Origin of the sequence: Rhodoferax sp., from assembly GCF_028715765.1 — a bacterium.
Classification (GTDB): domain Bacteria; phylum Pseudomonadota; class Gammaproteobacteria; order Burkholderiales; family Burkholderiaceae_C; genus Rhodoferax.
Map to the genome: position 1 here is coordinate 88638 of NZ_JAQURE010000005.1, position 25254 is coordinate 113891.

Here is a 25254-nt window from a genome sequence, read left to right on the forward strand (position 1 = left end):
TGCAACTACCAGCGCTTACCAGTTTGTTTGTCCAGCAAAGGCTTGACTTGGGCTGAGACAGCTTCACGTGCCCTGAAAATACGGGACCGCACCGTGCCCATGGGACATGCCATCAGCTCGGCAATTTCTTCGTAACTCAAGCCATCAATCTCGCGCAATGTCAGCGCCTGCTTTAAATCTGCTGGCAATGATTCAAGCACCTGATTCACAACTTGGGCGATTTCTTTGGCGGCCAGCAGGGATTCAGGTGTCTCGCTGGTACTTTGTTCGATTCTGTTGAAAAAAGTTTCATCTTCTTCATCCACTGAATGCAACGCAGACTGCGATATGGTGGGCTCATGTTTGAGCTCAAGCAAAAATTTCTTAGCGGTGTTGACCGCAATGCGGTAGAGCCAGGTATAAAACTGCGCATCGCCACGAAATTGGTGAATGGCGCGGTAAGCACGAATGAACGTTTCTTGCGCAATGTCTTCGACCAAATCCACATCACGTACCATGCGCCCGATCAAGCGCTGCACGCGCTGCTGGTACTTGATGACCAACAACTCAAAGGCTGCTTGATCGCCCGCAACCGTGCGGGCTACCAGCAACGCGTCTGGATTGTCTGTGGGTGGAGGAAGCACCCCACCGGTTGGCTCGATGCTCATGGAGGGGTGCCAGGGTGTGGTTCATCAGGCGCAACCAACGCTTGCGTGACGGGCTGGCGCGGGTTGTGTAGGGCGCGGCGCAGCGCCAACCAAAAGTTAGGCGCAAAGGCACGCTCCAACCACAACCATCGCCCCCAGGCCGGACATGATCCATTCAATTGCACCAGCATGACAGTTTGCAGGTCAAAAATCAGTTGTGGCTGTACTGCCCAAGCGTTTTGTGCAGCTGTCAAATGCCATGCCGTGCCATCCCAAGCCAATTGGCTGACGGGTGTGCGCCACCAAGACTGCAGCAAAACCAAGGCAGTGATGACCAAACCAGCCCAGACCACGCCTTGCCACCACTGCAACGTGTCCACGGACGCGCCCCAAGCAACCAAAGTCAACACCTCAAGCCCCATCAGCAGCCCCAGACTCCAGGCCTGAAACGAAGAACGCCCCACCGGATAAGTCACCGTTGGGGCGTTATGCATGGCACATCAGACCCATGATGGGGTCTTTACAAAGGCGGGTGTGAAGCTGCAGGGTCGATGCGTGCAAGCTCAAGGCGCACGCTTGAAAACCAGTGACCCATTGGTCCCACCAAAGCCAAAATTGTTTTTGATGGCGACATCTATCTTCATGTCACGCGCGGTGTTGGCGCAGTAATCCAGATCGCACTCAGGGTCTTGGTTGAAGATGTTGATGGTGGGTGGGCTTTTTTGATGGTGCAGTGCCAACACGGTCACCACAGATTCCAAGCCACCCGCGCCGCCCAACAAATGGCCGGTCATGGACTTGGTGGAATTCACCACCACGTGTTTGGCATGGTCACCCAACGCGGCCTTGATGGCGCTGGATTCATTGATGTCGCCCAGTGGGGTGGAGGTGCCGTGAGCATTGACGTAATCCACTTGATCAGCATTCATGCCAGCGTTTTTCAAGGCGCTGACAATGGCACGGCGCGGGCCGTCCATGTTGGGGGCTGTCATGTGACCGGCATCGGCACTCATACCAAAACCTGCCAATTCAGCATAAATCTTGGCGCCACGGGCTTTAGCGTGCTCGTACTCTTCGAGCACCATGACGCCGGAGCCTTCACCCAGCACAAATCCATCACGGTCTTTGTCCCAGGGGCGAGAAGCTGTGGCGGGGTCATCGTTGCGGGTGCTCAAGGCGCGCATGGCGGCGAAGCCACCCACACCCAAGGGTGAAATCGCGGCTTCTGCACCGCCAGCCACCACCACATCTGCATCGCCGTACTCGATCATGCGACCGGCTTGGCCTATGCAGTGCAAACCCGTGGTGCACGCGGTGACGATGGCCAGGTTGGGGCCTTTGAAGCCAAACCGAATCGACACATGTCCGGCAATCATGTTGATGATGGTCGAGGGCACAAAGAAAGGCGATATGCGGCGGGCACCACGCGCAGCATACTCACCATGCACGTTTTCGATCATGGGCAAACCACCAATGCCAGAGCCAATGACGCATGCAATGCGGCAGGCCATTTCATCGCTGAGGTCGTTGCCCGTAGGCAAACCGGCATCTGCCACGGCTTGCGCAGCAGCCGCCACACCGTAGTGAATGAAGGTGTCCATGGCGCGCGCTTCTTTGGCGCTCATGTAGGCTTCAATGTCAAAGCCCTTGACCTCACCGGCCACTTTGCAATTGAAAGTGGAGGCATCAAATTTGGTGATCAGGCCCACGCCCGATTGACCAGCCAGCAAATTGGCCCAGGTGGTATCGACCGTGTGACCCACGGGACTGACACAACCCAAACCGGTGACAACAACACGACGACGGGACATAAGGATCAACAGTCAGTGGTTTGTGTGAAACAAGCCTAGTCTTGGATAAGGCCAGGCAGAAATTGGGAAGAAGTCAGTCAAAAATTCAAGCGCAACGCACCTTTTTGGACTGACTTGGGCAGCACACCAAGCGCTGCCGAGAGCCGATTTATGCTTTTTTGTGGGTGTTGGCGTAATCCACGGCGTTTTGCACGGTGGTGATTTTTTCAGCATCTTCGTCAGGGATTTCAATGCCAAATTCGTCTTCGAGTGCCATCACCAATTCAACCGTGTCCAACGAGTCGGCACCCAAATCAGCCACAAAGGCTTTTTCGTTGGTGACTTGAGATTCTTCAACACCGAGTTGTTCGGCAATGATTTTTTTAACGCGTGCTTCGATATCGCTCATGGATTCCCTCTGAGGGTTGTAAAAAGATTAATGATTTTAGCCGGGCTTGAAAATCAGTTTTCAAACCGACCACCAACTTGAAAAAACACTTGTTTATAAGCGATGCCGCTTACATGTACATACCGCCATTCACATGCAACTCTTGCCCCGTCACGTACGCCGCTTGGGGTGAGGCCAAATACGCCACGGCATGGGCTATGTCGGCGGGCTTGCCCAAATGCCCCAGCGGAATTTGAGCCAACAAGGCTTTTTGTTGAGCCTCGGGCAACTCGGCCGTCATGTCGGTTTCAATGAAGCCAGGAGCCACGCAGTTGACCGTGATGTTGCGCGAACCCAGCTCACGCGCCAGAGCGCGGGTCATGCCAGCCACACCCGCCTTGGCCGCAGCGTAATTGGCTTGCCCAGGGTTACCTGAGGCACCCACCACCGAGGTGATGCTGATGATGCGGCCATAACGCTGTTTCATCATGGTGCGCATGACCGCGCGACTCATGCGAAAAACGGCTTTGAGGTTGGTGTCAAGCACCGCGTCCCACTCATCATCCTTCATGCGCATGGCCAGGTTGTCACGCGTGATGCCGGCGTTGTTGACCAAAATGTGCAGGCCGCCCTGCGCTTTGACAATGGTATCCACCAGTGCTTCCACACCCGCCGGATCGGTGACGTTGAGCACTTGCCCGCTGCAGCCCGGGTAGGCAGACAGGGTCTGCGACACCTTGGCCGCACCCTCTGCGGTGGTTGCTGTGCCAATCACTTTCACGCCCCGCTTGGCCAACTCAAGGGCGATGGCTGCACCAATGCCACGGGTGGCACCGGTGACCAGAGCCACTTGGCCTTCAAATTTGATCTCACTCATAGGTTCATGCGTTTTCTAAAACAGTTTTCACTTCAGCCAAACTGGCCACGTCAAACATTGGCATGCCCTGCAATTCAGGGTTGATGCGCCGCGTCATACCCGCCAGCACTTTGCCAGGGCCACACTCCACCACTTGGTTGAGCCCACGTGCGGCGATGGCTTGCACGCACTCGACCCAGCGCACCGGGCCAAAAGCTTGTCGGTACAAGGCGTCTTTAAGCTTGTCGGCGTCGTGCTCGACGGCAACATCAATGTTGTTGATCAAGTCAATGTGTGGGCTTGAAAACTGCGTTTCTTCCAGCTTGGCTTTAAGCTTGAGGGCGGCGGGCTTCATCAAACTTGAATGAAACGGTGCCGACACAGGCAATGGCAAAGCACGTTTGGCGCCCATAGACTTCAAAACCACACACGCTTGCTCCACCGCTGCCTTGGAACCCGCAATCACAGTTTGACCAGGGTCGTTGAAGTTCACCGCCTCAACCACTTCCAAAGCACCTTGGCTCATGGCGGACGTAACCTCGGCACAACCGGCCACCACTTTGGCCGCCTCCAGCCCCAAGATAGCGGCCATGGCACCTTGCCCGACCGGTACCGCGTCTTGCATGGCTTGCGCTCTGAACCGCACCAGGGGTGCGGCTTGCGTCAAGCTCAGGGAACCCGCTGCCACCAAAGCCGAATACTCGCCCAAGGAATGCCCAGCCACGCAACGCGGCGCCACACCCACTTCAGCCATCCAGACCCGGTAGGCTGCCACGCCTGCAACAAGCATCACCGGCTGCGTGTTGGTGGTCAGCGCCAAAGCCTCTTTAGGCCCCTCTTGGATCAGCGCACCCAGGTCTTCACCCAAGGCGTCAGAGGCTTCAGCCAGCGCCTGACGAACCTGCGCATGGTCAGCCCAACCGTCGAGCATGCCCACCGACTGTGAGCCCTGCCCAGGAAATACAAAAGCAAATGGTTTCATGACAGAAATAAATGAAGAAATAAGCCTCTAGCCCTTTATTTAAAAGCGCTAGTAGCTACAATTTTAATAACACTGCACCCCAGGTAAAACCACCACCTACCGCTTCAAGCAACAGGGTTTGACCGGGTTTGACTTGGCCTGCTCGCACCGCGGTGTCCAATGCCAAGGGAATGGACGCGGCAGATGTGTTGCCATGCTGATCGACCGTGACCACCACCTTGTCCATAGAAAGCTTGAGTTTGCGCGCCGTGCTTTGCATGATGCGGATGTTGGCCTGGTGCGGCACCAGCCAGTCAACCTCAGCAGCCTGCATACCGGCCTTGGCCAACACGGCACGGGCGGCCTCGTCCAGCACACCCACTGCCAGTTTGAACACCGCTTGCCCATCCATGCGCAGCAAGGGTTCACCCAAAATTTGCCCTCCACTGACATGCCCTGGCACACACAAAATGTCAGTGTATTGACCATCGGCATGGATGTCAGTGGCCAAGATGCCGGGCTCAGACGAGGCTTCTAGCACCACAGCGCCGGCACCGTCACCAAACAACACGCAGGTGGTGCGGTCTTTGAAATCCAGCAAGCGTGAAAACACCTCAGCCCCCACCACCAAGGCTTTTTTGGCGGTGCCGGTGCGAATCAACGCATCGGCCAAGGTCAAGGCGTAAATAAAGCCACCGCAGACGGCTTGCACGTCAAACGCCGGGCCGCCTTTGGCGCCAAGTTTGCCTTGCAAAATGCACGCTGTGGACGGAAACACCATGTCTGGCGTAGAGGTGCCCACAATGATCAAATCAATGTCAGCCGCTTGCACGCCCGCCGCTTCCAGGGCAAGACGCGAGGCATTCAATGCCAAATCGCTGCTGTTGACACCCGCGTCGACAAAATGCCGCGCCCGGATGCCGGTGCGCTCCACAATCCAGTCGTCGCTGGACTCCAAGCCTTGCTCCGCCAGCATGGCCACCAGATCGGCGTTGGTCAAGCGGCGTGGTGGCAGGTCGCTGCCGGTGCCCGTGATTTTTGAATACAGTTTCATAACTCAGCCCGTGATGACCGGTTCAGTCAGCGGTGGCGCTTCACATAAAAGCTGTGAAGCGTGCGTGATCCTGACGCGAACCTGATCCAACAAATGATTTCGCGCCGCATCATACGCCCGCCCCAATGCGTAGCCAAAAGCCAACTCGTCTGCCGAGCCATGACTTTTAAAGACCAAACCACGCAAACCCAGCAATGCTCCGCCGTTGTAACGACGATGATCCATGCGTTTTTTAAGTGCAGATATCACCGGATAAGCAGTTAACGCTGCCATTTTGGTGAAGATGTTGCGTGAAAACTCTTTCTTCAAGAAATCGACAATCATTTTGGCCAAGCCCTCGCTGGCCTTGAGCGCGACATTGCCCACAAAGCCGTCACACACCACAATGTCCGCCGTGCCTTTGAATATGTCATTGCCTTCCACGTTGCCGACAAAGTTCAAATCGCCAGCCTGCCCCGCACTTCGCAACAATTCACCTGCTTTTTTGATGACTTCATTGCCTTTGATGGCCTCTTCGCCAATGTTGAGCAAACCCACTGACGGGTTTTCTTGACCGCTGAGCACCGACACCAAGGCCGAGCCCATCACCGCAAACTGCAACAAATGCGCGGCGGAACAATCCACATTGGCACCCATGTCAAGCACTGTGGTAGCACCCCCTTTGGCATTGGGAATTTGACCCGCAATGGCCGGGCGATCGATGCCTTCAAGTGTTTTTAAGATGTAGCGCGAAATCGCCATCAATGCGCCCGTGTTGCCAGCCGACACCACAGCTTGAGCGGCACCGTCTTTGACTTGCGTGATGGCCACGCGCATGGATGAGTCTTTTTTGCGGCGCAAGGCGACTTCCAGTGGGTCATCCATGGTGACCACCTCGGTGCAATGCACCAACACGGCACGCGCATGGTTGTAGCCCGCCAGGCTCTCGGGCAAGCCCACCAAAATCAGCTGGACATCGGGGTGTTGGTCCAGGAAACGTGTGCACGCGGGCAAGGTGACACTGGGACCGTGGTCGCCGCCCATGCAGTCAACAGCAATAGTGATCATGAGTTACAAATCATCCAACAAACTTCCAACACCGGCCTGGCCAACGCCAGACCCCCATGCGCCAAAAACACAAAAGCCCGGGGCTACACAGTGGGTAGCCCCGGGCTTTTGAAATTTGACTTGAACTTAGGCTTCAGACTTGGTTTTCAGCACCTTGCGACCACGGTAAAAACCGGTGGGGCTGATGTGATGACGCAAATGCGTTTCGCCGGTGGTGGGTTCTACAGCAATGCCTGGCACAACCAACGCATTGTGTGAGCGGTGCATACCGCGTTTAGAAGGTGACTTTTTGTTTTGTTGGACGGCCATGTTCCGCTCCTAAAAGCTGTGAGCTGCACCAAGAGCAGCAACTGGGGTTTGTGAAATATCGCACATCTCAGATGCGCAAAGACTTGAGAGTATAACCCAAGCCGTTGTTCTGGCAGAAACTCAATTTGGAAGCGTTTTTTTCAGCTGTGCCAACGCAGCAAAAGGGTTGGGCTTTTCATTGGCCTGGTTGAAATCAGCATCAGCCACAGCCAACTTGAGGCTCACCGGGCACACCTCATGGCGCGGCACCAGCGGCCACGCCAGCAAAATTTCATCTTCAATCAGTGCGGTCAACTCAAAGTCAACGCTGGCCACCAGCAAGTCTTCTTCAGACGCATCGTCTTCCAACTCGGCCTGCGCCTCGGTCGCCACAAAACGAAAATCACGGTTGATCTCAACTTGCACGTCAACCGGCCGCAGACAACGCTGACAGGTGAGCGGCAAGCTCAACGCCAGCGCCAGATGCAACCACACTTGAGGCTGCCCTGCTGCGTCTGGTCTGGACTCGGTGCGAGCCGACCAATTCAAGACATTTTGAGCACCTAGCCCATTTGTTTCAAGCATGACACGCTCATAATTAGAGAGCACATCTTGACCAGCAAGCTGCTGCAAAGGCAAGCCAGCGTGTTTGACATCGAGTTTAGGGGGCGACACATGTTTATCCATGGTGGCAGTTTAAGGGATACAAAAATCACTGAGGGGGCTCTTATCATTTGAGACAGGGGGGAGGTCTAGAGGGAAAGCCTGAAAGCCTTTGTAAATCAAGGCATTGCAGCATTTTTCAGATCAAATCCAGGTTTGAGACTTTTGGCCTAAAACGAGGCTTCATGATAATTTCTTGATACAAGACCAAGGGGTCATGATCTTGTTTCAATCATTCATGGTTTCAAAGTGAGCGCGGCGCAGGTTTTGCGGGTGATTTGCCGCCTACGGGCTGGAAATTTGGAGCTGTATAAGCACAGGTGCAAGTGGCAAATGTTAATTATGAATTTATGAGGCTGGGAACTTAACGCACGGTGTCGGTAAATCTGTTCAACACAGTTTCTATCGTGGCTTGGTGAACCGGCCCGCCGGGTTTGAATAAACCATAAAGAACAACAATTGCCGCAGCTTGCTTAATTGGCGTAAGTTCCAGTCCGAGTGTGTCGATGGTGGCTTTTACCTTGACAAAAATATCCTTGAACAAGGTGGCATCTAGCCCGTATCGGTGATCTGCGGCCATATCAAATACGGGGCTAAGCCGAGCCATTTCATCAAACAACAGTCTTCCGTTGCCAGGCGAAAGGTTCGCGAAAGGGTGAATTAGATCATCACGATGGATGCCAAAGGCCTTTTCTATTAGTCTCATAGGCATATCTGCCGAAGCCTGCGGGTCTTCCACACCCAAACATTTTGCGCCTCTATGTTCTTCGCCGTGTAAAAGGTACTGCAAATCAACACCGAGCTTCTCTGCTGCCAATAGGTAAGAGACGGCGGGGTCTCTGTCCCCCTTCTCGTAGTTGTATTGGGCCGTGCTACCAACGCCGCACGCCTCAGCAAATTTTGCCTGAGTGTGTCCCAGTCGTTCGCGTTCTGATTTGAGACGATCACCAAAATTTTCCATAAGACTTCTTTTTTTCACTCGAATGAGGTGTATTATCCCGTTTGAGTTGATTTAAAACTCTCAAACGAGGCAATCTTAAAGGATCATTATGGAACAAAAACCACTCAAAACCCGCGAAGAAATTTTGGCTGACTTCGCACGCAAGGGAATCAGTGTAAGCAGTTGGGCAAGGGCAAACAATGTGCCTCCCCAAGTCGTACACGGTCTCTTGAAAGGTGACCGCACAGGCCGTATCGGAAAATCCCACAAAGCCGCCGTTCTGCTGGGCCTGAAACATGGCGAGATCGTGGAGTAAACGGCCATGGGCGAACTCTACAAAGTGCGCTGCACCCATGCCCCCAGTCGAGGGATGGCGGGCATGTATGCCGCTGGCCACACGACAAGCGGCATGGTTGCCACCTGGAACAGTCAACGCGCCGCCGTGCATACCGTCCGCACCGATGCTGACGATATGGCCGCACGCCTGGCACGTAGCTTTTCTGGCACGGTTTGGGCGATTGAGGCCGTAGGGGTAGGCCAATGACTGCCCAAAATTACAAAAAAATGGCCGACCCCAGTGGGGCAACCCCGGCCACAACAGTCGGCCAACTTCAAAATGTGGCCTACCCCCCTGAAACCCGCATGGATAAAGGGATTCAAGGGAATGTATCAAACAATAAACAAATAAATTTGGCCGACCCCACCCGGCCAAATATTCCCCTTTTTGTTACCCCTGGGAAGGCCGCAGAATTGACGGGCTGGGGGGTCACCACCGTCAAACGCCATTGTCGGGAAGGCAAATTCAAAGGCGTTCAAAAGATGCTGATCGACGGCAATGAGAGCTGGCAAATCCCCATAGCCAGTCTTCCCCAGCACGCCCAAGCCAAATATGTCGCAGAGGTCAAAGCCGCTGCCGTGGCGCGCGCCGCCGAAATTGCGCCGCTACCCCAAGCGCCCGCGCCTGTTGCCGATAGCGTTAGAACCCGCATGATGTTTGATGCGTACCAACGCAGCGGCAAGGTCAACAAGGAACGCGCCGAAGCGGCCCATGCCGTGCTGACAATGTTTGAGGCGCTTAAAAGGCAGGGCTACAGCATAGGCGAGGCCGAAAAAGCCACCCTGGCAAAACACAACGTATCACGCGCCACGCTGTACCGCCATATCAGAGCCACAAAGGGTTACCCGGTATGTGAATGGCTGCCTCGCTTGTCACCCAAGTTCAAAGGCGGACGCCCCCTGGATGAATGCAGCGAAGAAGCCTATGCCTACATCCTGGGCGAATACCTCAACACCTCAAAAACCCCGTTTACCGTGGTGATGGTTCACGCCCGCGCCCTGGCACCGTCGAAAGGCTGGGTGTTGCCCAACAACTCTTCTATATGGAACCGCATCAAAAAAGAGCCCCAATGGATGCTCATTGCCGGGCGCGAGGGGCCAAAAGCCTTGGAGCAAAGCCAGCCACCCGTCAAACGCGACCATACGACCATTGGCGTGAATGAGGTTTGGTTCTCAGACGGCCATAAGGTTGACCTGTTTTGTCTATGGCCGGACGGCACGATAGCGCGCCCCTTTGTGATCGCCTGGACGGATGCGCGAAGCCGGGCAGTGTTGGGGTTCACCCGCCCGCGCCTGACTGCACCGCAAACGCCCCCAGAGGACGAATGGGTCACTGCTGAAGATGGCGAAGTACGCAACCAGACCACCGGGCAAAAGTACATCAAATCACGCTTGGAAAAAGCGGCTGAAAACCCTGACTACGACCCCTACACAGATTAAACCCACGAAAGCCCAAACATGCCAACAACAGAAACCCCCATTGATACGCCGCAAAAAATTGCAGACGGCACCATCAACCAGACCCAAAAATTGAGCTTTGAACGCTGGGAAACCATCAAAAATGGCGTGGTTGATCTATTGGCGAAAAACTTCCAACTGGCCAATATTGCAAAAGCCGCAAAAACAGAAAAACAGACGCTCGATAGATGGCTCAATACGTATGAAGCAGACGCCATTTTCATGATGGATAGCCCTGAGAGTATTGCGGCGCGCCTGGAACACTATTTGTCAGAGGTTCAAGCCCGCGCGCAACTGCGCAAAAAACCAGACACGCCCCACGTTGAAACCGGCGTCACTCGCTACATTATTGCAAGCATCAATGGTGCCCGCGCTATGTGCATACCGCGCCTCATTGATGCGCCGCCTGGTGTTGGCAAAACCGAGGGTATGGAGCAATACCTGGCTGCCGCCCGCAAGATCGAGGGCTTCAATTGCCCCGTCTGGAAAATCCGCCTTGATGGCTTGATGCTCACAAACAAGGCCATTTTGTCGCAAATTGCCCGCGAAATTTTGGGCGTTGGCGGTTATGGCGAACGCAACGAGAACGACCTGGTGCGCATGATTGACGATGCTGTCCAAGGCCGCAGCGGCGTGCTGTTGGTTGACGAAGCGCAGTACCTGGGGGAGGCCGCAACCCGCAACGGCATTGCCATCCTGAACACCTTACGCCGCTTCACAGACAAAAAACTGTTTGCTGTTGTGTTGTTTGGCAATGGCGAAATTTACCGCACTCTCAGAAAAGGCCATACCCAGCTACTCAGCCGAATGGATACCTTCAGGGTGCAAATTTTTGGAATCAATGAAGCCAAACAAGGCCGCACAGCCCTAACCCCGCAAGACGTCAAAAAAGTAGTAAACGCCTGGGGAATCAGCGGCCCCGAAGTTGAAGACTGGTTTGTCCGTGTGGCGCGCCAGCCCGGCGCATTGCGCAATGTGGACAACGATTTGAACCGCGCCTTTGAAGAACATGAAGAACGAACCTTGGAAGTTTTCAAATACATCAGGAGCCTGTAACCATGATCACCAAAAACCAACTTTACGGCCTCATTCACATGGGCGCCGCCCGCCTGGGCTACAAAGACGAGTCATACCGAAACTGGCTGTTTGAGATGACAGGCAAGCGCAGCGCCACCGAATGCACATGGGCGCAACTTGATAGCCTGGTGAACATGCTTCGCGCCTGCAACGCCCTGGATAACCCACGCCTGAAAACCGTTAAAGGCGGCACCGGGCAGGGCAACCGCCCCACAGCTGCCCAATGGAACCTGGCAAATCTGTTGTGCAAACAAATCGGCATGACCGGCTGTGATGACGAACGTTTTGCCGCCTTCGCGCTTCGCAATGCCAAGGTAGACCACCCCCGGTTTTTGACGCGGGACAGCATGCGGTCATTGCTGGCTGGCTTGAACGCCTGGGCTACCAACGAAAAACGCAAGGCCGCGCAATGAACGCCATGCCAGCCACCCGCCCAACTGAACAAGCGCCACACCACCCGCGCCGCCCACATATCACCCTGATTCACAGCAACACCCAACCCAACCCAGAAAGCCTTGACACCATGAATACAGTGAACACCAGTATGAATAACGGTAAGGAATACGCAGCCAAATTGCCTATGGGGTGCGCTTGTAACTCCAAGGCCAAATCCCAAGATGACACCAGCGGCCCGGTTGCCCACAGCCTTGCGCAGTTGCACCTGGTAGACCATGCCCACATGGTGCGCAACTCATTAGAGGCTGTACGCTGCCTGACCATGCAAAGCGCCCACGTCAGCACATTAGCCAATGGGGCACACGACACCCTGGATATCGTCTCACGGCATCACCTGTGCGACCTGATGGAAATCATCACCGACCGACTGGGCTTCGCGCTGGAAGTGGAGGCCGCCCGCGCAAGTCAATAGCCGCATGGAAAACACCACCCAAGAAAAAGCCGCCGTAAAGCCCCTACAGCGGCTTTTTTGCATTCAATGCGGAACGGTATGCCTTTTCAAATTGAAGCGCTGATAACGCTTTTCTAACGGCCTTCCTGAGCCGCTCCCAAACGTAGCCAAGCTATGCAACCGCAACGAATACAAAAACCAGCAAATTTTGTGACAGTTGCGAAACCCTTCGAAGCTTTGCCACCCGAAGGCGTTCGTAATGGCGTGCTGAACAACTTCGGGGGAACATTGCCCCAACTTCACCACCACCACCCGAAAAAATGCCAATTTTTGACCTGGAACAGTTAGACACCCAAAGCATTGAATTGATTCGGGCCGCGTTGCCCTTGTCGCTTTCCCCGGTCATTGCGGCCATTGGCTTGACCTACACCCTGGCACTGGTTAACGCATTCGGCGGCACGTTGTTTGTGCCACCAAGGAGCCGGGATAAGGGCGGCGAGGAAACGTTTTCGGCGATTGAATCAGTCATTGGCTTTGATGCGGCGATTGAGCTGGGCCGGCTTTTCAAAAGTGAAGAATTCTCTGTGCCCAAGTGTCAAAAAGCCCAAAAGGTGATGCGTGATATTGAATTGGTGCGTGATTTTGATTTACTGACCAAACACACCAGCGCAAGGAAAACAGTAAATCTATTGGCAGAAAAATATGGTCTTTCCTGGCGTCAAGTGGAAATTATTGTGCAAAGGCAAACCATGAAGGAAGCCAATCCGCAGGCCATACCAGCGGTGCAACACGCTGACACCGTGAGTGCACGCAATGCCCACGACGCGTTAACCCAGCTTGCAGGCGCAGGAATGTGCCGCTAAATCAAACCAACATCAAACCAACCAACAGAGAACCAATCATGAAAAACGAAACCACCCAAACCCCCGAAGTCACCGCCGTACTGGAAAATCAGCAAGGTATTGTTGGCACTAAAGCTGTCATTACAACGCTCGAGAACGCCATCAGCAAGTGTCAGTCTCAAATCATGCAGCAAGAGGCGGCGCTGCCAGATGTCGGGCCGCTGTTGAGCCGGCGTGCCGACTTGTTGGCAGACATGGTCATTGGTGAAGACACGCGCGCGGACATAAAGAAGCTTGATATTAAGTTGGAAAAATTGAACGCACAGCGCAAGGACGCAGCGCCCGCACTGGATGTATTACAGCAAACCGTTGAAGGTCTGAGCCGTAGGCTGTTGGAGGCACGGGAAAAGCTTCAGAGTTTGCAGATGCAAAGGTCTGGTCTGATGGGTCAATTACTGCACAGCAGGGCCGAAGCCATTGGCGCGGAGTATTTTGAATCAGCTGAAAAAATGGTTGCGAAGTACAAGCAACTGCGGGCGCTGGACAACTTGATGCAAGGGTCATTACTTGAAATTTATAGCAAAGGACTGAATGTGCCCCGTTTTTCTCTTAAGTCAGTTCCGCCATTGATGATAGATGTTTGGTCAGAACTAGAAGTCTTCACAAGCGATTTTCTGACCCCAAAGAAAATTGAGGAATTTAAAGATCAAGAAATAGCTGCCTTGCTTGGAATGGGCATCATGGTAGATATTGATGCTATAAATTTTCCAATTTAACCCGGCGCTGTTGATCGTGCCACGGGGAAACAGGCCACCACCGGTAACACCGGCACGGCGTGTGTTTCAGCAGCTCACACCAGCAAGTCAGTGGCTGCCATTGGAGACACGCCACGCCCGGCGCTGCCTGGCACGCCTGGCACGCCCGGCACGGCCTGGTGCTGCCTGGTGAACTCTCAGGCCACTGTAAAGACACGCGCGCCCGGCGCTGTTGATCGTGCCACGGGGAAACAGGCCACCACCGGTAACACCGGCACGGCGTGTGTTTCAGCAGCTCACACCAGCAAGTCAGTGGCTGCCATTGGAGACACGCCACGCCCGGCACGGCCTGGTGAACTCTCAGACCACAGTTACAGCGGCTTTCATAGCCGCTTTTTTCTGCCCAATTGCGCGCCTTGATTTGTTTCAGGCATTGCTTTAATGTTTCATGTATTGACTATGAATGTCTCAAGCGATTTTGCAACCGTCAGTCAATCACAAAGATCAAATTCAACCCCATGCTCTTGAAACCTGTTCAAACGCCCTTATCATTAGCACTCGTTAAAGTTGAGTGCTAACAGACCACCTGTCTCAAGCATCATCTTTGAAAGTTACAAAGCTGCAAATTTTCTTTGCAGCTTGTTTTTAACCCTTGTTTCAAACTTTATAGGAGTCACTATGAAACTTCGTCCCCTGCACGACCGCGTGATTGTCAAACGCGTTGAAAACGAAACCCGTACCGCCTCTGGCATCGTCATTCCTGACAGCGCTGCTGAAAAGCCTGATCAAGGCGAAGTGTTGGCTGTGGGCCCTGGCAAAAAGAACGACAAGGGTGAAGTCAGCCCGATGGCCGTCAAAGTGGGTGACCGCGTATTGTTTGGCAAATACAGCGGCCAGACCGTCAAGGTCGATGGCGACGAGCTGTTGGTCATGAAGGAAGACGACCTCTTCGCTGTTGTCGAGAAGTAATTCAAAACGCTATTTATTTAACAGCTAGTGACGCAATATCTATGCGGGCTAGATGTCAATTTCACTTAAATATTCTGGAGTCATAACATGGCAGCAAAAGACGTAGTATTCGGCGGCGAAGCCCGCGCACGCATGGTTGAAGGCGTGAACATTTTGGCCAACGCGGTCAAAGTGACCCTGGGCCCCAAAGGCCGCAACGTGGTGTTGGAACGCAGTTTTGGCGCCCCCACCGTGACCAAAGACGGTGTGTCTGTGGCCAAAGAAATTGAGCTCAAAGACAAGTTGCAAAACATGGGTGCGCAGATGGTCAAGGAAGTGGCTTCCAAGACCTCTGACAACGCTGGCGACGGCACCACCACTGCCACCGTGCTGGCACAAGCCATCGTGCACGAAGGCATGAAATACGTGACTGCCGGCATGAACCCGATGGACATCAAGCGCGGCATCGACAAGGCTGTTGAAGCCCTGATCGCCGAGCTGAAAAAAGCCTCCAAGCCCACCACCACCTCCAAAGAAATCGCCCAAGTGGGTTCCATTTCTGCCAACTCTGACAGCAGCATCGGCGACATCATCGCCAGCGCGATGGACAAAGTGGGCAAAGAAGGCGTGATCACCGTGGAAGACGGCAAGAGCCTGCAAAACGAACTCGACGTGGTTGAAGGCATGCAGTTTGACCGTGGCTACCTGTCACCCTACTTCATCAACAACCCTGAAAAACAAGCCGCCCTGCTGGACAACCCGTTTGTGCTGCTGTTTGACAAAAAGATCAGCAACATCCGTGACCTGTTGCCCACGCTGGAACAAGTCGCCAAGGCTGGCCGTCCGCTGTTGATCATTGCCGAAGATGTCGAAGGCGAAGCCCTGGCTACGTTGGTGGTCAACACCATCCGTGGCATCCTGAAGGTGGTGGCGGTCAAGGCTCCTGGTTTTGGCGACCGTCGCAAAGCCATGCTCGAAGACATCGCCATCCTGACTGGCGGCAAGGTCATCGCTGAAGAAGTGGGCCTGACACTTGAAAAAGTGACATTGGCTGACCTGGGTTCTGCCAAACGCATCGAAGTAGGCAAAGAAAACACCATCATCATCGACGGTGCAGGTCCTGCTGCTGACATCGAAGCCCGCGTGAAACAAGTGCGCGTGCAAATCGAAGAAGCCACCAGCGACTACGACCGCGAAAAACTGCAAGAGCGCGTGGCCAAGTTGGCTGGCGGCGTGGCCGTGATCAAGGTTGGCGCTGCCACCGAAGTCGAAATGAAAGAAAAGAAAGCCCGTGTGGAAGACGCCCTGCACGCTACCCGCGCTGCGGTGGAAGAAGGCATTGTGGCTGGCGGCGGCGTGGCACTGTTGCGCGCCAAGCAAGCAGTGGGCGACATCAAGGGTCTGAACGCTGACCAAGACGCTGGCATCAAGCTGGTGATGAAAGCCATTGAAGCCCCCCTGCGCGAAATCGTTTACAACGCTGGTGGCGAAGCCTCGGTGGTGGTGAACGCTGTCATGGCTGGCAAGGGCAACTACGGCTTCAACGCCGCCAATGACACCTATGGCGACATGATCGACATGGGCATCTTGGACCCAACCAAAGTGACCCGCACCGCACTGCAAAACGCAGCCTCTGTAGCCTCTTTGATGTTGACCACCGAATGCATGGTGTCTGAGTCTCCCAAGGCTGAGTCTGCTGGCGGCATGGGCGGCGGCGACATGGGTGGCATGGGCGGTATGGGTGGCATGGGCGGCATGGGCATGTAAAACGATGCGAAATCACGCGACACCGTCGTTGCGTCGCCTTGTCGTGCAGTTTGCACTGCCTGCGGCGACGCGTCTAGGTGTCGCGCGATTGCGCAACGTTTAAGGCTGCCAACCAACGCTTTAATCAAAAACCCCCTGCAGGGCAAGCGCCTTGCAGGGGGTTTTTACATTCAAATGTATAGCTGCTTGCGCTTATTCCATGAGCACAAGAGGCCAATTTGGCTTATAAATTCAATTGAACCGGGTGCTGACTGAAAACATCAACCCGGCGGTCCCCAAGATATTCACCTGGGCTTGCCAGTCGGGCTTGAATTCATAAGCCACAGCGGGAATCAATGCCAGCGACAACCCCCTGAAGTTCAGCGGCACCTTGTTCTCATACGGATCGCGGTAGCCATACAGTAGCCCAGCCGTCCATTTGATTGACAAATGGTCAATGCCGGCCACTGCCTTGTACACCCGCCCCCACGGGTAAAAGTACACCGTGGGTTGACCAAACGAATTGGTAAAAAACGCCGCACCGTCCAGGCTGCGGTCAGCGTTCTCGCGCTCCAGCCCCAGCATCACCACGCGTTTGTGCTCGGGGTCTTCTGAGTAGTGGTACGTCATGGGGCTGATTTGCCAGCGCACCTGCTTGCCCGCAATCCAGTCGGCCATGAAACCAGGCGCAGCCAAGGCGGGCGAAGCCAACTGGGCCACAATCAGCGCGGTGAAGAATCGAATCTTAGGTGTCATGAATCAAGTGTGGTGTAAGTGGGTTTTGAGAGGGTTGGGGCTGTGCTTGGTGCTGGCATTGGCGGGCTGCGCCTGGGTCAGTGAGCAGCAGCGGCAGCTCATTTACCGCCCCACCCGCTCGGTGTCACCCGACAGTGCCCCTCTGCCCACCGCATGGCAGCATTATCAACTGGCACTGCCTGACACCCGACCGCCAGAACACGTTGCGCTCTGGTGGCGGCCGTCTGACAACGCCACCGCCCCCACGCTCTTGTACCTGCACGGCACCTTTCGCAACCTGGACGGCAACCTGCGCAAAATCAACGCCCTGCACGCAGCAGGCTTCAATGTGCTGGCGGTGGACTACCGGGGCTGGGGGCAAAGCAGTGCCATCACGCCGTCCGAGCAAACCATCATGGCCGATGCGCGCCTGGCCTGGGCCGAGCTGGTGCGCCGCGAGCCGCGCCCCGAGAGGCGCGTCATTTACGGCCACTCCATGGGCAGCGGCGTGGCGGTGGCACTGGCCAGCACGCTGGCTTACCCACAAGACTACGGTGGCCTGGTGCTGGAGTCTGCCTTCACCAGCTTTACCGATGTAGCGCGCAGTGCCGGTTTTTGGGCCAGCGTGTTGAACCTGTTCAACACCGAGCGCTTTGCCTCGATTGACAAAATCAGCCAAGTGCATGCCCCGCTGCTGATGCTGCACGGCACCCAAGACCACACGATTCCTATCGCCTTGGGCGCCCAGCTGTTCGCCGCAGCCAATGCGCCCAAACGCTGGCTGGCCATCGAAAGCGCCAGCCACAGCGATCTGGATGTGATCGCGCCCCAGGCCTACCAGCAAGCACTGCACGACTTGATGAATTCAACTCAATGCGCTGTGGCGTTCAGGTCAGGCCGCTCAAAACCATCCAAGCCCACGCTTGAAAGTGCTGCTGCCAGCTGCGGCGCAGACACAAAATGAATGCCTTGCCAGCCCAAGGCTTGAGCCACCTGCACATTGCCCAGCAAATCATCAATGAAAACGGTTTGCCCAGGCTCAAGCCCGTAACGCGCTTGCAAACGCTGGTAAATGACTGGCTCGGGCTTGATCAGCTTCACGTCACCCGAAAAAATACCCCCGTCAAACCACTGCAAAAACTCGAATTTGCGCTCCAGCGTGCGCGCATAGGGAACCGACATGTTGGATAAGAAATACAGCCTGATCGCCCGTCCAGCAAGCTCAAGTTGCTTTAATTGTGATAGCACATCAAACACTCCGGTGGCTGGCTCCAGGTGCTCGCCAATGCCTTGCACCAAAGTGCTCAAGGCCGCATGATCAAGCCCCAAGCGTGCTGCAGCGCGGTCAATCACCGCGTCAATCGGCAGCGTGCCGCGGTCAAAACTGTGCCAGTCGGCGTGGCCAAACAGCGCCTTGGCCAAACCCTGCGCCTGCCCTGGCACACGCGTCTGATCAGGAAACGCTTGGGCCACCAGCTGCTGGGGTTGCCAGCCAAACAGCACGCCACCAAAGTCAAACACCACATTCATCATGCTGGACTCGCGGACAGCGTCAATGTGACACCGCTGTACCCGTGCAGGGCGAGTCATTGCGCAGCCGCGTCAACAAGCCAGCGGTGGAGCCATCAAGTGCGCTGAAGTCGCCGCTGCCCAAGCGCACGTCAACCTCTTTGGCCAGCACCTTGCCCAGCTCCACGCCCCACTGGTCAAAACTGTTGATGCCCCACACCGAGCCACTGACAAACACCCGGTGCTCTTGCAAAGCAATCAGTGCACCCAGACTGGCCGGGCTCAAGTCGTCCAACAGCAGAAACGTGCTGGGGCGGTTGCCGGTAAAGTGCTTGTGACCACCTTGGTCAGCCTTGCCTTGCATCAACGCCTGCGCTTGCGCCACGGCATTCGCCAGCAGCAGCGTGTGGTGTCCGGGCAAGCTGTGTTTGGGCGTTTTGACCGCCACAAACTCCACCGGCACCACATCTGTGCCCTGGTGCAGCATCTGAAAATAGGCGTGCTGGCCGTTGGTGCCGGGCTCGCCCCAAACCACCGGTGACGTGGCATATGGCAAGGCCTGCCCTTGGGCATCGACGCGCTTGCCGTTGCTCTCCATCTCCAGCTGCTGCAAATAGGCTGGGTAGCGCTTGAGCGCGGCGTGGTAGGGCGCCACGCTGCGGCTGGTGAAGCCATGAAAGTTGCGGTACCACACGTCCAGCAGCCCCAGGCGAATTGGCAAGTTGCGTTCAAGTGGTGCTGTGCGAAAGTGCTCATCCATGGCGTGTGCACCGGCCAAAAATTCCCTGAAACCCTGCGCGCCAATGGCCATGGCCAGCGGCAGCCCAATGGCCGACCAGACCGAATAGCGCCCGCCCACCCAGTCCCAAAAGCCAAAGCACGTGCTGATGCCAAAGGCGTTGGCCGCAGCCACATTGGTGGTGAGCGCAGCAAAGTGGCGGGCAATGTCAGTGCCGCCTTGTGCTTCAAACCAGGCCTTGGCACTGTGCGCGTTGGTCATGGTCTCGATGGTTGTGAAGGTTTTGCTGGCCACCAGAAACAGTGTGTGTTCAGGTTGAACCTTGCGCAGCACGGCCGCCAGTTCATGCCCGTCCACGTTCGATACAAAGTGAAAACGTTTACCCGGCAACACAAATTCATCCAGCGCCAACACCGCCATTTGCGGCCCCAGATCAGAGCCGCCAATGCCGATGTTGACCACGTCGGTGATGCCGTCATCGGCTCGCACCGCTTCTGCGTAGGCCAACATGGCATCCAGCGTGGCATGCACCGCCGACAGTTCTGATGCTACATTTTGTAGAGCTTGTCGTGCTTTATTCATAAGCGCCAGAGGCGGATTTCTTAACAACCAATGCATCACCTGACGGCCTTCGGTGGTGTTGATTTTGTCGCCCGCAAACATGGCGTCGCGGTGCGCTGCCAACCCGGTTTGCTGTGCCAGCGCCAGCAGCAAGGCTTCGGTGGCGGCATCGATGCGGTTTTTGGACAGATCAGCAAACACAAGCGGCGCACTTTGGCTGAACGTCTCAAACCGCTGGGGGTCCGTGGCAAAAGCGGTGCGCACATCAAACGCACGCCCAGTGGCGTCAAACGCGCTTTGCAAAGCGCCCCACGCAGGGGTCTGGTCACAACGGGTACGGCTCATGGTGTCTCTCTTTGGGATGTGAATTGAAAACCTGCGCTCAGGCCGCCAGCAGCAACTGGTCGAGTTTTGCCGCATCGGTGCAAAACGCCCGGATGCCCTCGGCCAGCTTTTCGGTGGCCATGGCATCTTGGTTCAGCGCAAAGCGGAACGCCGCTTCGTCCAGCTGCAGCGGCTCCAGCGGCAAGGCACGTGCCGCCTGCGCGTCCAGGGCGCGCGTCAAAGGCATTTTGCTGGCCGCCAGTTGCGCCAGCAGCTCGGGGCTGATGGTGAGCAGGTCGCAACCGGCCAGCGCGGTGATCTGGCCCACGTTGCGAAAGCTCGCACCCATCACCTCCGTGGCGATGCCAAACTTTTTGTAGTAGTTGAAGATTTGCGTGACCGACTGCACGCCGGGGTCTTGCGCGCCAGCGTGGTCGGCCTCCACCCACGCCGCGCCAACTGATTTTTTAAACCAGTCGTAAATGCGCCCGACAAACGGCGAGATCAGCTGCACCTTGGCCTGGCCACACGCCACTGCCTGACAAAAAGAAAACAGCAGCGTCAGGTTGGTGTGAATGCCTTTGCGCTCCAACTCAGCCGCCGCAGCAATGCCCTCCCAAGTGGCTGCCACTTTGATCAACACGCGGTCAATGTGAATGCCCTCGGCCTGGTACAGCTCAATCAGCCGCTCAGCCCGGGTCACGCTGGCACTGGCATCAAAGCTCAAGCGGGCATCCACTTCAGTCGACACCCGCCCAGGAATGATGGACAAAATCTCACAACCAAAGCGCACCAACAAGCGGTCGGTGAGCTCATCGAGGGCGCGGCCACGATACTGAGCCACAGTGTCATCCAGCAGCGAGCGGTACTCGGGCTTTTGCACCGCTTTCAAAATCAGCGACGGATTGGTGGTGGCATCGGTGGGCGTGAAAGCTTCTATTTGCCTGAAGTCACCGGTGTCAGCCACCACGGTGGTGAATTGTTTGAGGGCATCGAGTTGGTTCATGTTGGCATTATGAAGTGCTGACATGGCATGAAATACGACATGGTTACAGCTCAGCTGCATCGCCACGCCGGGAACACCCCGCTGTGAAGCATCCCCATCAGTTACCAACCTTTCACATATTGATGAAACTAAGTTACATTAACACCCTGTTTTTTCAACTCAAACCCACTTCCTTATGAGTTTTGACCTTGTTCTCTTTGGCGGCACCGGCGACCTGTCTTGGCGCAAACTGATGCCCGCGTTGTTTCAGGCTTTCAAACACGGCACCCTGCCCGAGGGCGCGCGCATCATTGGCGTGGGGCGCGACGACCTCAGTGACGAGCGCTACCGCGCCATGATCCAGGCGCGCTTTGACCAGGTGGACTTGGCCAAACGCCCCAGCGCAGATGAGTTTGAGCGCTTCGCCAAGCTGCTTGAATTTGTCAGCATGGACTTGTCACGCCCCGAGCACTATGCCTATTTGCGCGACAAACTGGCGCAGCGCCAGGCCGACACCGTGGTGATGTACCTGGCCACAGCGCCCACCCTGTTTGCCACCATTGCCGAGCAGCTGGGCGCTGCCGGGCTGAACACCGCGCACACCCGTGTGGTGCTGGAAAAACCACTTGGGCACGACCTGGCCAGCAACCGCAGCATCAACCACTGCGTCGGCCAAGTGTTCAGCGAGCGGCAGATTTACCGCATTGACCACTATTTGGGCAAACCTGCGGTGCAAAACCTGTTTGCCCTGCGCTTTGGCAACGCCTTGTTCGAGCCGCTGTGGCGGCGCGAGCACATTGCCAACATCCAGATCACCATTGCCGAAGAGCTGGGTGTGGAAAAGCGCGGCGCGTTTTACGAGACCACCGGCGCGCTGCGCGACATGGTGCAAAACCACGCGCTGCAACTGCTGTGCGCCATTGGCATGGAGCCGCCCATCAACTCGCATGCCGACGCCATTCGTGACGAAAAGCTCAAGGTGCTGCGCTCGCTCAAACCCTGGACCGCTGAAACACTGAAACAAGACGTGATTCGCGGGCAATACAGCGCGGGTGCCATTGGCGGCATGGCCGTGGCCGCTTACCGCGACGAGCTGGGCGTCAACCCGGCCAGCCAGACCGAGACCTTTGTCGCGCTGCGCACTGAAATCTCGAATTGGCGCTGGGCTGGCGTGCCATTTTTTATTCGCACTGGCAAGCGCCTGGCTGGGCGCGACGCGCGCATTGTGGTGAACTTTCGCCCCACACCGCACGCCATTTTCAACTCGCAAATTGGCATGGCCAACCGGCTGGTGATCAACCTGCAGCCCAAAGACGGGCTGGAGCTGCACCTGCTGGCACAAGGCCAGGACAACCGCAAAAACTCGCACACCCTGGCGCCGGTTCAGTTGGACCTGGACTTTGACAAACGCTTTGGCCACGAACGTGTGGGTGCTTACGAGCGGCTGTTGCTGGACGTGATTGAGGGTCGCCTGAACCTGTTTGTGCGCAGCGACGAGCAAGAGGAAGCCTGGCGCTGGGTCGAACCCATCCTGACCCATTGGCACGCCGACGCCCAGGGGCCGCGCCCCTACGCCTCTGGCACCTGGGGCCCCAGCGCCACCAGCGCCATGATTGCGCGCGATGGTTTTTGCTGGAGCGAAGAGTGCTGAATGCCGTGAGCAGCCGCCCGATTTTTTAACCTTTTTGAATGCCGCACCATGCTTGACCGTATCAAAGCCTCTTTGCCCTCGTTGGCACCTGCCGAGCAGCGCGTGGCCAAACTGGTGCTCTCAGACCCGCGCAGTTTTGCCCTGATGCCGGTCAGCGAGCTGGCTGACCGCGCCCACGTGAGCAAGCCCACTGTGGTGCGCTTTTGCCGCAGCGTGGGCTATGACGGCTTGAGCGACTTCAAGCTCAAACTGGCCGGCAGCGTGAGCGAGGGCGTGCCGTTCATCCACCGCAGTGTGGATGTGGACGACAAAACCAGCGACATCATGGTCAAGGTCATCGACAACACCGTGGCCGCGTTTCTGAAATACCGCAATGATGCCTCTGCCACCGCCATAGAAAAAGCCGTAGACGCCCTCGTCAACGCCTACAAAACCGGCCGCCGTATCGAGTTTTTTGGCGTTGGCAACTCAGGCGTGGTGGCGCAAGATGCGCAGCACAAGTTTTTCCGCCTGGGCATCAACGGCGTAGCCTACAGCGACGGCCACATGCAGGTGATGAGCGCATCGCTGTTGCAACCGGGCGACTGCGTGGTGGTGATCTCCAACTCAGGGCGCACCCGCGACCTGATGGACTCCACCGACATTGCCCGCAAAAACGGCGCCACCACCATCGTCATCACCGCCAGTGGCTCGCCCTTGGCCAGCGCCGGGCACATCCATGTGGCAGCCGACCACCCGGAAGGCTTTGACCGCTACAGCCCAATGGTGTCGCGCCTGCTGCACCTGATGATCATCGACATCTTGGCCACCTGCGTGGCCCTGCGCATAGGCGGCGACAAACTGCAGCCGCTGCTGCGCGAGATGAAAAACAACCTGCGCAGCAAGCGTTACGCTTGATTTTTACATGCCTTTTATGACTCTAGCCCATATAAATTAAGCGCAGACAGCTATTCAAAGAATAGCTGTCAAATGATCCGCAGAGCAACATCGGCGGGGTCAAAAAGATGGCGTTCACCGCTGGCCATGCCGTCACAGTTGCTTGGCAACTTCAGCAACAGCTTGAGCATCCTACCCACCCTCTGCCACGCCACCTGACGTTGGCAAAATGCAAACTTGAGCGGCTATAGTGTGGGTTGATTTTTTGACCTACAAGCGGGAGCGAGATGCAATGAAAAACAAGGTGACACACCATGGCTAAGGGCATGATTTTGGCCGCGGGGCAAGGCACCCGGGTTCGGCCCCTCACCAAAGACCTGCCCAAACCGATGATCCCCATTTTGGGCAAGCCGGTGATGGAATACCTGATTGAGCACCTGGCGCATTACGGCGTCAATGAAATCATGGTTAACGTGGCCTACAACCACCACAAAATTGAGCAGTATTTTGGCGACGGCCACCGCTGGGGCGTTGAAATTGGCTATGCCTACGAGGGGGTGCGCGAACAAGGTGAGGTGGTGCCCAAGCCGTTTGGCTCTGCGGGTGGCATGCGCCGCATTCAAGATTTCAGTGGCTTTTTTGATGAGACCACGCTGGTCATTTGTGGCGACGCCATCATTGACCTGGACATTGGCGCAGCCTTGCACGAACACAAAACCGACGGCGCCATGGCCAGTGTGGTGACGCTGGATGTGCCGCTGAGTGAGGTCTCCAACTACGGCATTGTGGTGGCCGGTGAAGACGGGCAAGTGCAGTCGTTTCAAGAAAAGCCGCAACCCTCTGAGGCCAAATCCACCCTGGCCAGCACCGGCATTTACATTTTCGAGCCCGCCGCGCTGGACTTGATTCCGCACAACACGGTGTACGACATTGGTGCGCAGTTGTTTCCGCAACTGGTGGCGCAAAAAATGCCGTTTTTTGCCCAAAAACGCTTTTTCAACTGGATCGACATTGGCCGCGTGAGCGACTACTGGTCGGTGTTGCAACGTGTGTTGCGCGGTGAAGTGGCACAAATGAACATGCCTGGGCGCGAGGTCAAACCCGGCATTTGGGTTGGGCTTAACACCCAAATTCCTTGGGGTCAGGTGCAGATTGAAGGCCCGGTCTACATTGGTTCGAGCGTGCGCATTGAGCCTGGCGCCAGCATCATTGGCCCGTGCTGGATCGGCCACGGCAGCCACATCCGTACTGG

30 protein-coding genes are annotated in these 25254 nt (G+C 56.1%); 15 read left to right on the forward strand and 15 right to left on the reverse strand.

Annotated features, from left to right (window positions below):
* Positions 1-5: 5 nt before the first annotated feature.
* The 11 genes from rpoE to PHT20_RS03440 form a co-directional block, all read right to left on the reverse strand.
* Positions 6-647, reverse strand: a complete 642-nt coding sequence (gene rpoE / locus PHT20_RS03390; protein WP_301019425.1) for an RNA polymerase sigma factor RpoE — start codon at positions 645-647, stop codon at positions 6-8.
* Entirely contained in the window at positions 644-1120 is a 477-nt protein-coding gene (locus PHT20_RS03395) for a hypothetical protein (RefSeq protein ID WP_301019426.1), read from the reverse strand. Before PHT20_RS03395 ends, rpoE begins: the two co-directional genes overlap by 4 nt.
* A gap of 69 nt (positions 1121-1189) precedes the next feature.
* The gene (gene fabF, locus PHT20_RS03400) at positions 1190-2437 is read right to left on the reverse strand and encodes a beta-ketoacyl-ACP synthase II (RefSeq protein WP_301019427.1); all 1248 of its coding nucleotides are present in this window, start codon (positions 2435-2437) and stop codon (positions 1190-1192) included.
* Between the two features lie 148 nt (positions 2438-2585).
* On the reverse strand, positions 2586-2825 hold the full coding sequence (gene acpP, locus PHT20_RS03405) for an acyl carrier protein (RefSeq protein ID WP_300087285.1): 240 nt from the start codon (positions 2823-2825) through the stop codon (positions 2586-2588).
* A 109-nt stretch (positions 2826-2934) separates the two neighbouring features.
* Complete coding sequence (gene fabG / locus PHT20_RS03410; RefSeq protein ID WP_301019428.1) at positions 2935-3681, reverse strand: 3-oxoacyl-ACP reductase FabG; 747 nt, start codon at positions 3679-3681, stop codon at positions 2935-2937.
* Between the two features lie 4 nt (positions 3682-3685).
* Positions 3686-4642, reverse strand: a complete 957-nt coding sequence (gene fabD, locus PHT20_RS03415; RefSeq protein WP_301019429.1) for an ACP S-malonyltransferase — start codon at positions 4640-4642, stop codon at positions 3686-3688.
* A 55-nt stretch (positions 4643-4697) separates the two neighbouring features.
* Positions 4698-5675 (reverse strand): beta-ketoacyl-ACP synthase III, encoded by a 978-nt coding sequence (locus PHT20_RS03420; protein WP_301019430.1) that lies wholly within the window; start codon positions 5673-5675, stop codon positions 4698-4700.
* Between the two features lie 3 nt (positions 5676-5678).
* The gene (plsX, locus tag PHT20_RS03425) at positions 5679-6722 is read right to left on the reverse strand and encodes a phosphate acyltransferase PlsX (protein WP_301019431.1); all 1044 of its coding nucleotides are present in this window, start codon (positions 6720-6722) and stop codon (positions 5679-5681) included.
* A 126-nt stretch (positions 6723-6848) separates the two neighbouring features.
* Positions 6849-7031 carry a 50S ribosomal protein L32 gene (rpmF, locus tag PHT20_RS03430; RefSeq protein ID WP_301019432.1) on the reverse strand — a complete coding sequence of 61 codons (183 nt, stop codon included), beginning with the start codon at positions 7029-7031 and terminating at the stop codon, positions 6849-6851.
* Between the two features lie 120 nt (positions 7032-7151).
* Positions 7152-7697 carry a YceD family protein gene (locus tag PHT20_RS03435; protein ID WP_301019433.1) on the reverse strand — a complete coding sequence of 182 codons (546 nt, stop codon included), beginning with the start codon at positions 7695-7697 and terminating at the stop codon, positions 7152-7154.
* A gap of 340 nt (positions 7698-8037) precedes the next feature.
* Positions 8038-8634 carry a helix-turn-helix transcriptional regulator gene (locus tag PHT20_RS03440; RefSeq protein WP_301019434.1) on the reverse strand — a complete coding sequence of 199 codons (597 nt, stop codon included), beginning with the start codon at positions 8632-8634 and terminating at the stop codon, positions 8038-8040.
* 88 nt (positions 8635-8722) lie between these two features.
* Between PHT20_RS03440 and PHT20_RS03445 the strand changes: the two genes are divergently transcribed.
* The 11 genes from PHT20_RS03445 (at position 8723) to groL (ending at position 16643) form a co-directional block, all read left to right on the forward strand.
* Positions 8723-8929, forward strand: a complete 207-nt coding sequence (locus PHT20_RS03445) for a DNA-binding protein (protein ID WP_301019435.1) — start codon at positions 8723-8725, stop codon at positions 8927-8929.
* Positions 8930-8935: 6 nt separating this feature from the next.
* The gene (locus tag PHT20_RS03450; RefSeq protein ID WP_301019436.1) at positions 8936-9157 is read left to right on the forward strand and encodes a hypothetical protein; all 222 of its coding nucleotides are present in this window, start codon (positions 8936-8938) and stop codon (positions 9155-9157) included.
* Positions 9154-10389 carry a DNA-binding domain-containing protein gene (locus PHT20_RS03455; protein ID WP_301019437.1) on the forward strand — a complete coding sequence of 412 codons (1236 nt, stop codon included), beginning with the start codon at positions 9154-9156 and terminating at the stop codon, positions 10387-10389. Before PHT20_RS03450 ends, PHT20_RS03455 begins: the two co-directional genes overlap by 4 nt.
* 18 nt (positions 10390-10407) lie before the next feature.
* Entirely contained in the window at positions 10408-11463 is a 1056-nt protein-coding gene (locus PHT20_RS03460) for an AAA family ATPase (protein WP_301019438.1), read from the forward strand.
* A gap of 2 nt (positions 11464-11465) precedes the next feature.
* Positions 11466-11897, forward strand: coding sequence for a phage protein GemA/Gp16 family protein (locus PHT20_RS03465; RefSeq protein WP_301019439.1), 432 nt, complete (start codon positions 11466-11468; stop codon positions 11895-11897).
* On the forward strand, positions 11894-12352 hold the full coding sequence (locus PHT20_RS03470; RefSeq protein WP_301019440.1) for a hypothetical protein: 459 nt from the start codon (positions 11894-11896) through the stop codon (positions 12350-12352). The genes PHT20_RS03465 and PHT20_RS03470 overlap by 4 nt, the downstream gene beginning before the upstream one ends.
* A gap of 398 nt (positions 12353-12750) precedes the next feature.
* On the forward strand, positions 12751-13194 hold the full coding sequence (locus tag PHT20_RS03475; protein WP_301019441.1) for a Mor transcription activator family protein: 444 nt from the start codon (positions 12751-12753) through the stop codon (positions 13192-13194).
* A 38-nt stretch (positions 13195-13232) separates the two neighbouring features.
* Positions 13233-13949, forward strand: a complete 717-nt coding sequence (locus PHT20_RS03480) for a hypothetical protein (RefSeq protein ID WP_301019442.1) — start codon at positions 13233-13235, stop codon at positions 13947-13949.
* A 90-nt stretch (positions 13950-14039) separates the two neighbouring features.
* Positions 14040-14348 carry a hypothetical protein gene (locus tag PHT20_RS03485; protein ID WP_301019443.1) on the forward strand — a complete coding sequence of 103 codons (309 nt, stop codon included), beginning with the start codon at positions 14040-14042 and terminating at the stop codon, positions 14346-14348.
* A 258-nt stretch (positions 14349-14606) separates the two neighbouring features.
* On the forward strand, positions 14607-14897 hold the full coding sequence (gene groES, locus PHT20_RS03490; protein ID WP_296159662.1) for a co-chaperone GroES: 291 nt from the start codon (positions 14607-14609) through the stop codon (positions 14895-14897).
* Between the two features lie 87 nt (positions 14898-14984).
* Positions 14985-16643 carry a chaperonin GroEL gene (gene groL, locus PHT20_RS03495; protein ID WP_301019444.1) on the forward strand — a complete coding sequence of 553 codons (1659 nt, stop codon included), beginning with the start codon at positions 14985-14987 and terminating at the stop codon, positions 16641-16643.
* Positions 16644-16874: 231 nt separating this feature from the next.
* Here groL and PHT20_RS03500 read toward each other — a convergent pair whose 3' ends face one another.
* Entirely contained in the window at positions 16875-17378 is a 504-nt protein-coding gene (locus PHT20_RS03500; protein ID WP_301019445.1) for a hypothetical protein, read from the reverse strand.
* 49 nt (positions 17379-17427) lie between these two features.
* On the opposite strand from PHT20_RS03500, the gene PHT20_RS03505 reads away from it, so the two are divergent.
* Entirely contained in the window at positions 17428-18321 is an 894-nt protein-coding gene (locus PHT20_RS03505) for an alpha/beta fold hydrolase (protein WP_301019454.1), read from the forward strand.
* On the opposite strand, the gene PHT20_RS03510 is transcribed toward PHT20_RS03505, so the two are convergent.
* The 3 genes from PHT20_RS03510 to tal are packed head-to-tail and all read right to left on the reverse strand — an operon-like array spanning position 18228 to position 21496.
* Positions 18228-18947, reverse strand: a complete 720-nt coding sequence (locus tag PHT20_RS03510; protein WP_301019446.1) for an HAD family phosphatase — start codon at positions 18945-18947, stop codon at positions 18228-18230. The genes PHT20_RS03505 and PHT20_RS03510 overlap by 94 nt on opposite strands.
* A complete protein-coding gene (pgi, locus tag PHT20_RS03515) occupies positions 18910-20511 on the reverse strand; it encodes a glucose-6-phosphate isomerase (protein WP_301019447.1) in 1602 nt (533 codons plus the stop codon). The genes PHT20_RS03510 and pgi overlap by 38 nt, the downstream gene beginning before the upstream one ends.
* A 37-nt stretch (positions 20512-20548) precedes the next feature.
* On the reverse strand, positions 20549-21496 hold the full coding sequence (gene tal, locus PHT20_RS03520) for a transaldolase (RefSeq protein ID WP_301019455.1): 948 nt from the start codon (positions 21494-21496) through the stop codon (positions 20549-20551).
* A gap of 175 nt (positions 21497-21671) precedes the next feature.
* On the opposite strand from tal, the gene zwf reads away from it, so the two are divergent.
* From zwf to PHT20_RS03535, 3 genes are all read left to right on the forward strand, one after another.
* Complete coding sequence (zwf, locus tag PHT20_RS03525; RefSeq protein ID WP_301019448.1) at positions 21672-23126, forward strand: glucose-6-phosphate dehydrogenase; 1455 nt, start codon at positions 21672-21674, stop codon at positions 23124-23126.
* 48 nt (positions 23127-23174) lie between these two features.
* Positions 23175-24023 (forward strand): SIS domain-containing protein, encoded by an 849-nt coding sequence (locus PHT20_RS03530; protein ID WP_301019449.1) that lies wholly within the window; start codon positions 23175-23177, stop codon positions 24021-24023.
* Between the two features lie 305 nt (positions 24024-24328).
* Positions 24329-25254: NDP-sugar synthase (locus tag PHT20_RS03535; RefSeq protein ID WP_301019456.1), on the forward strand; the 926-nt coding region annotated here is incomplete at its 3' end.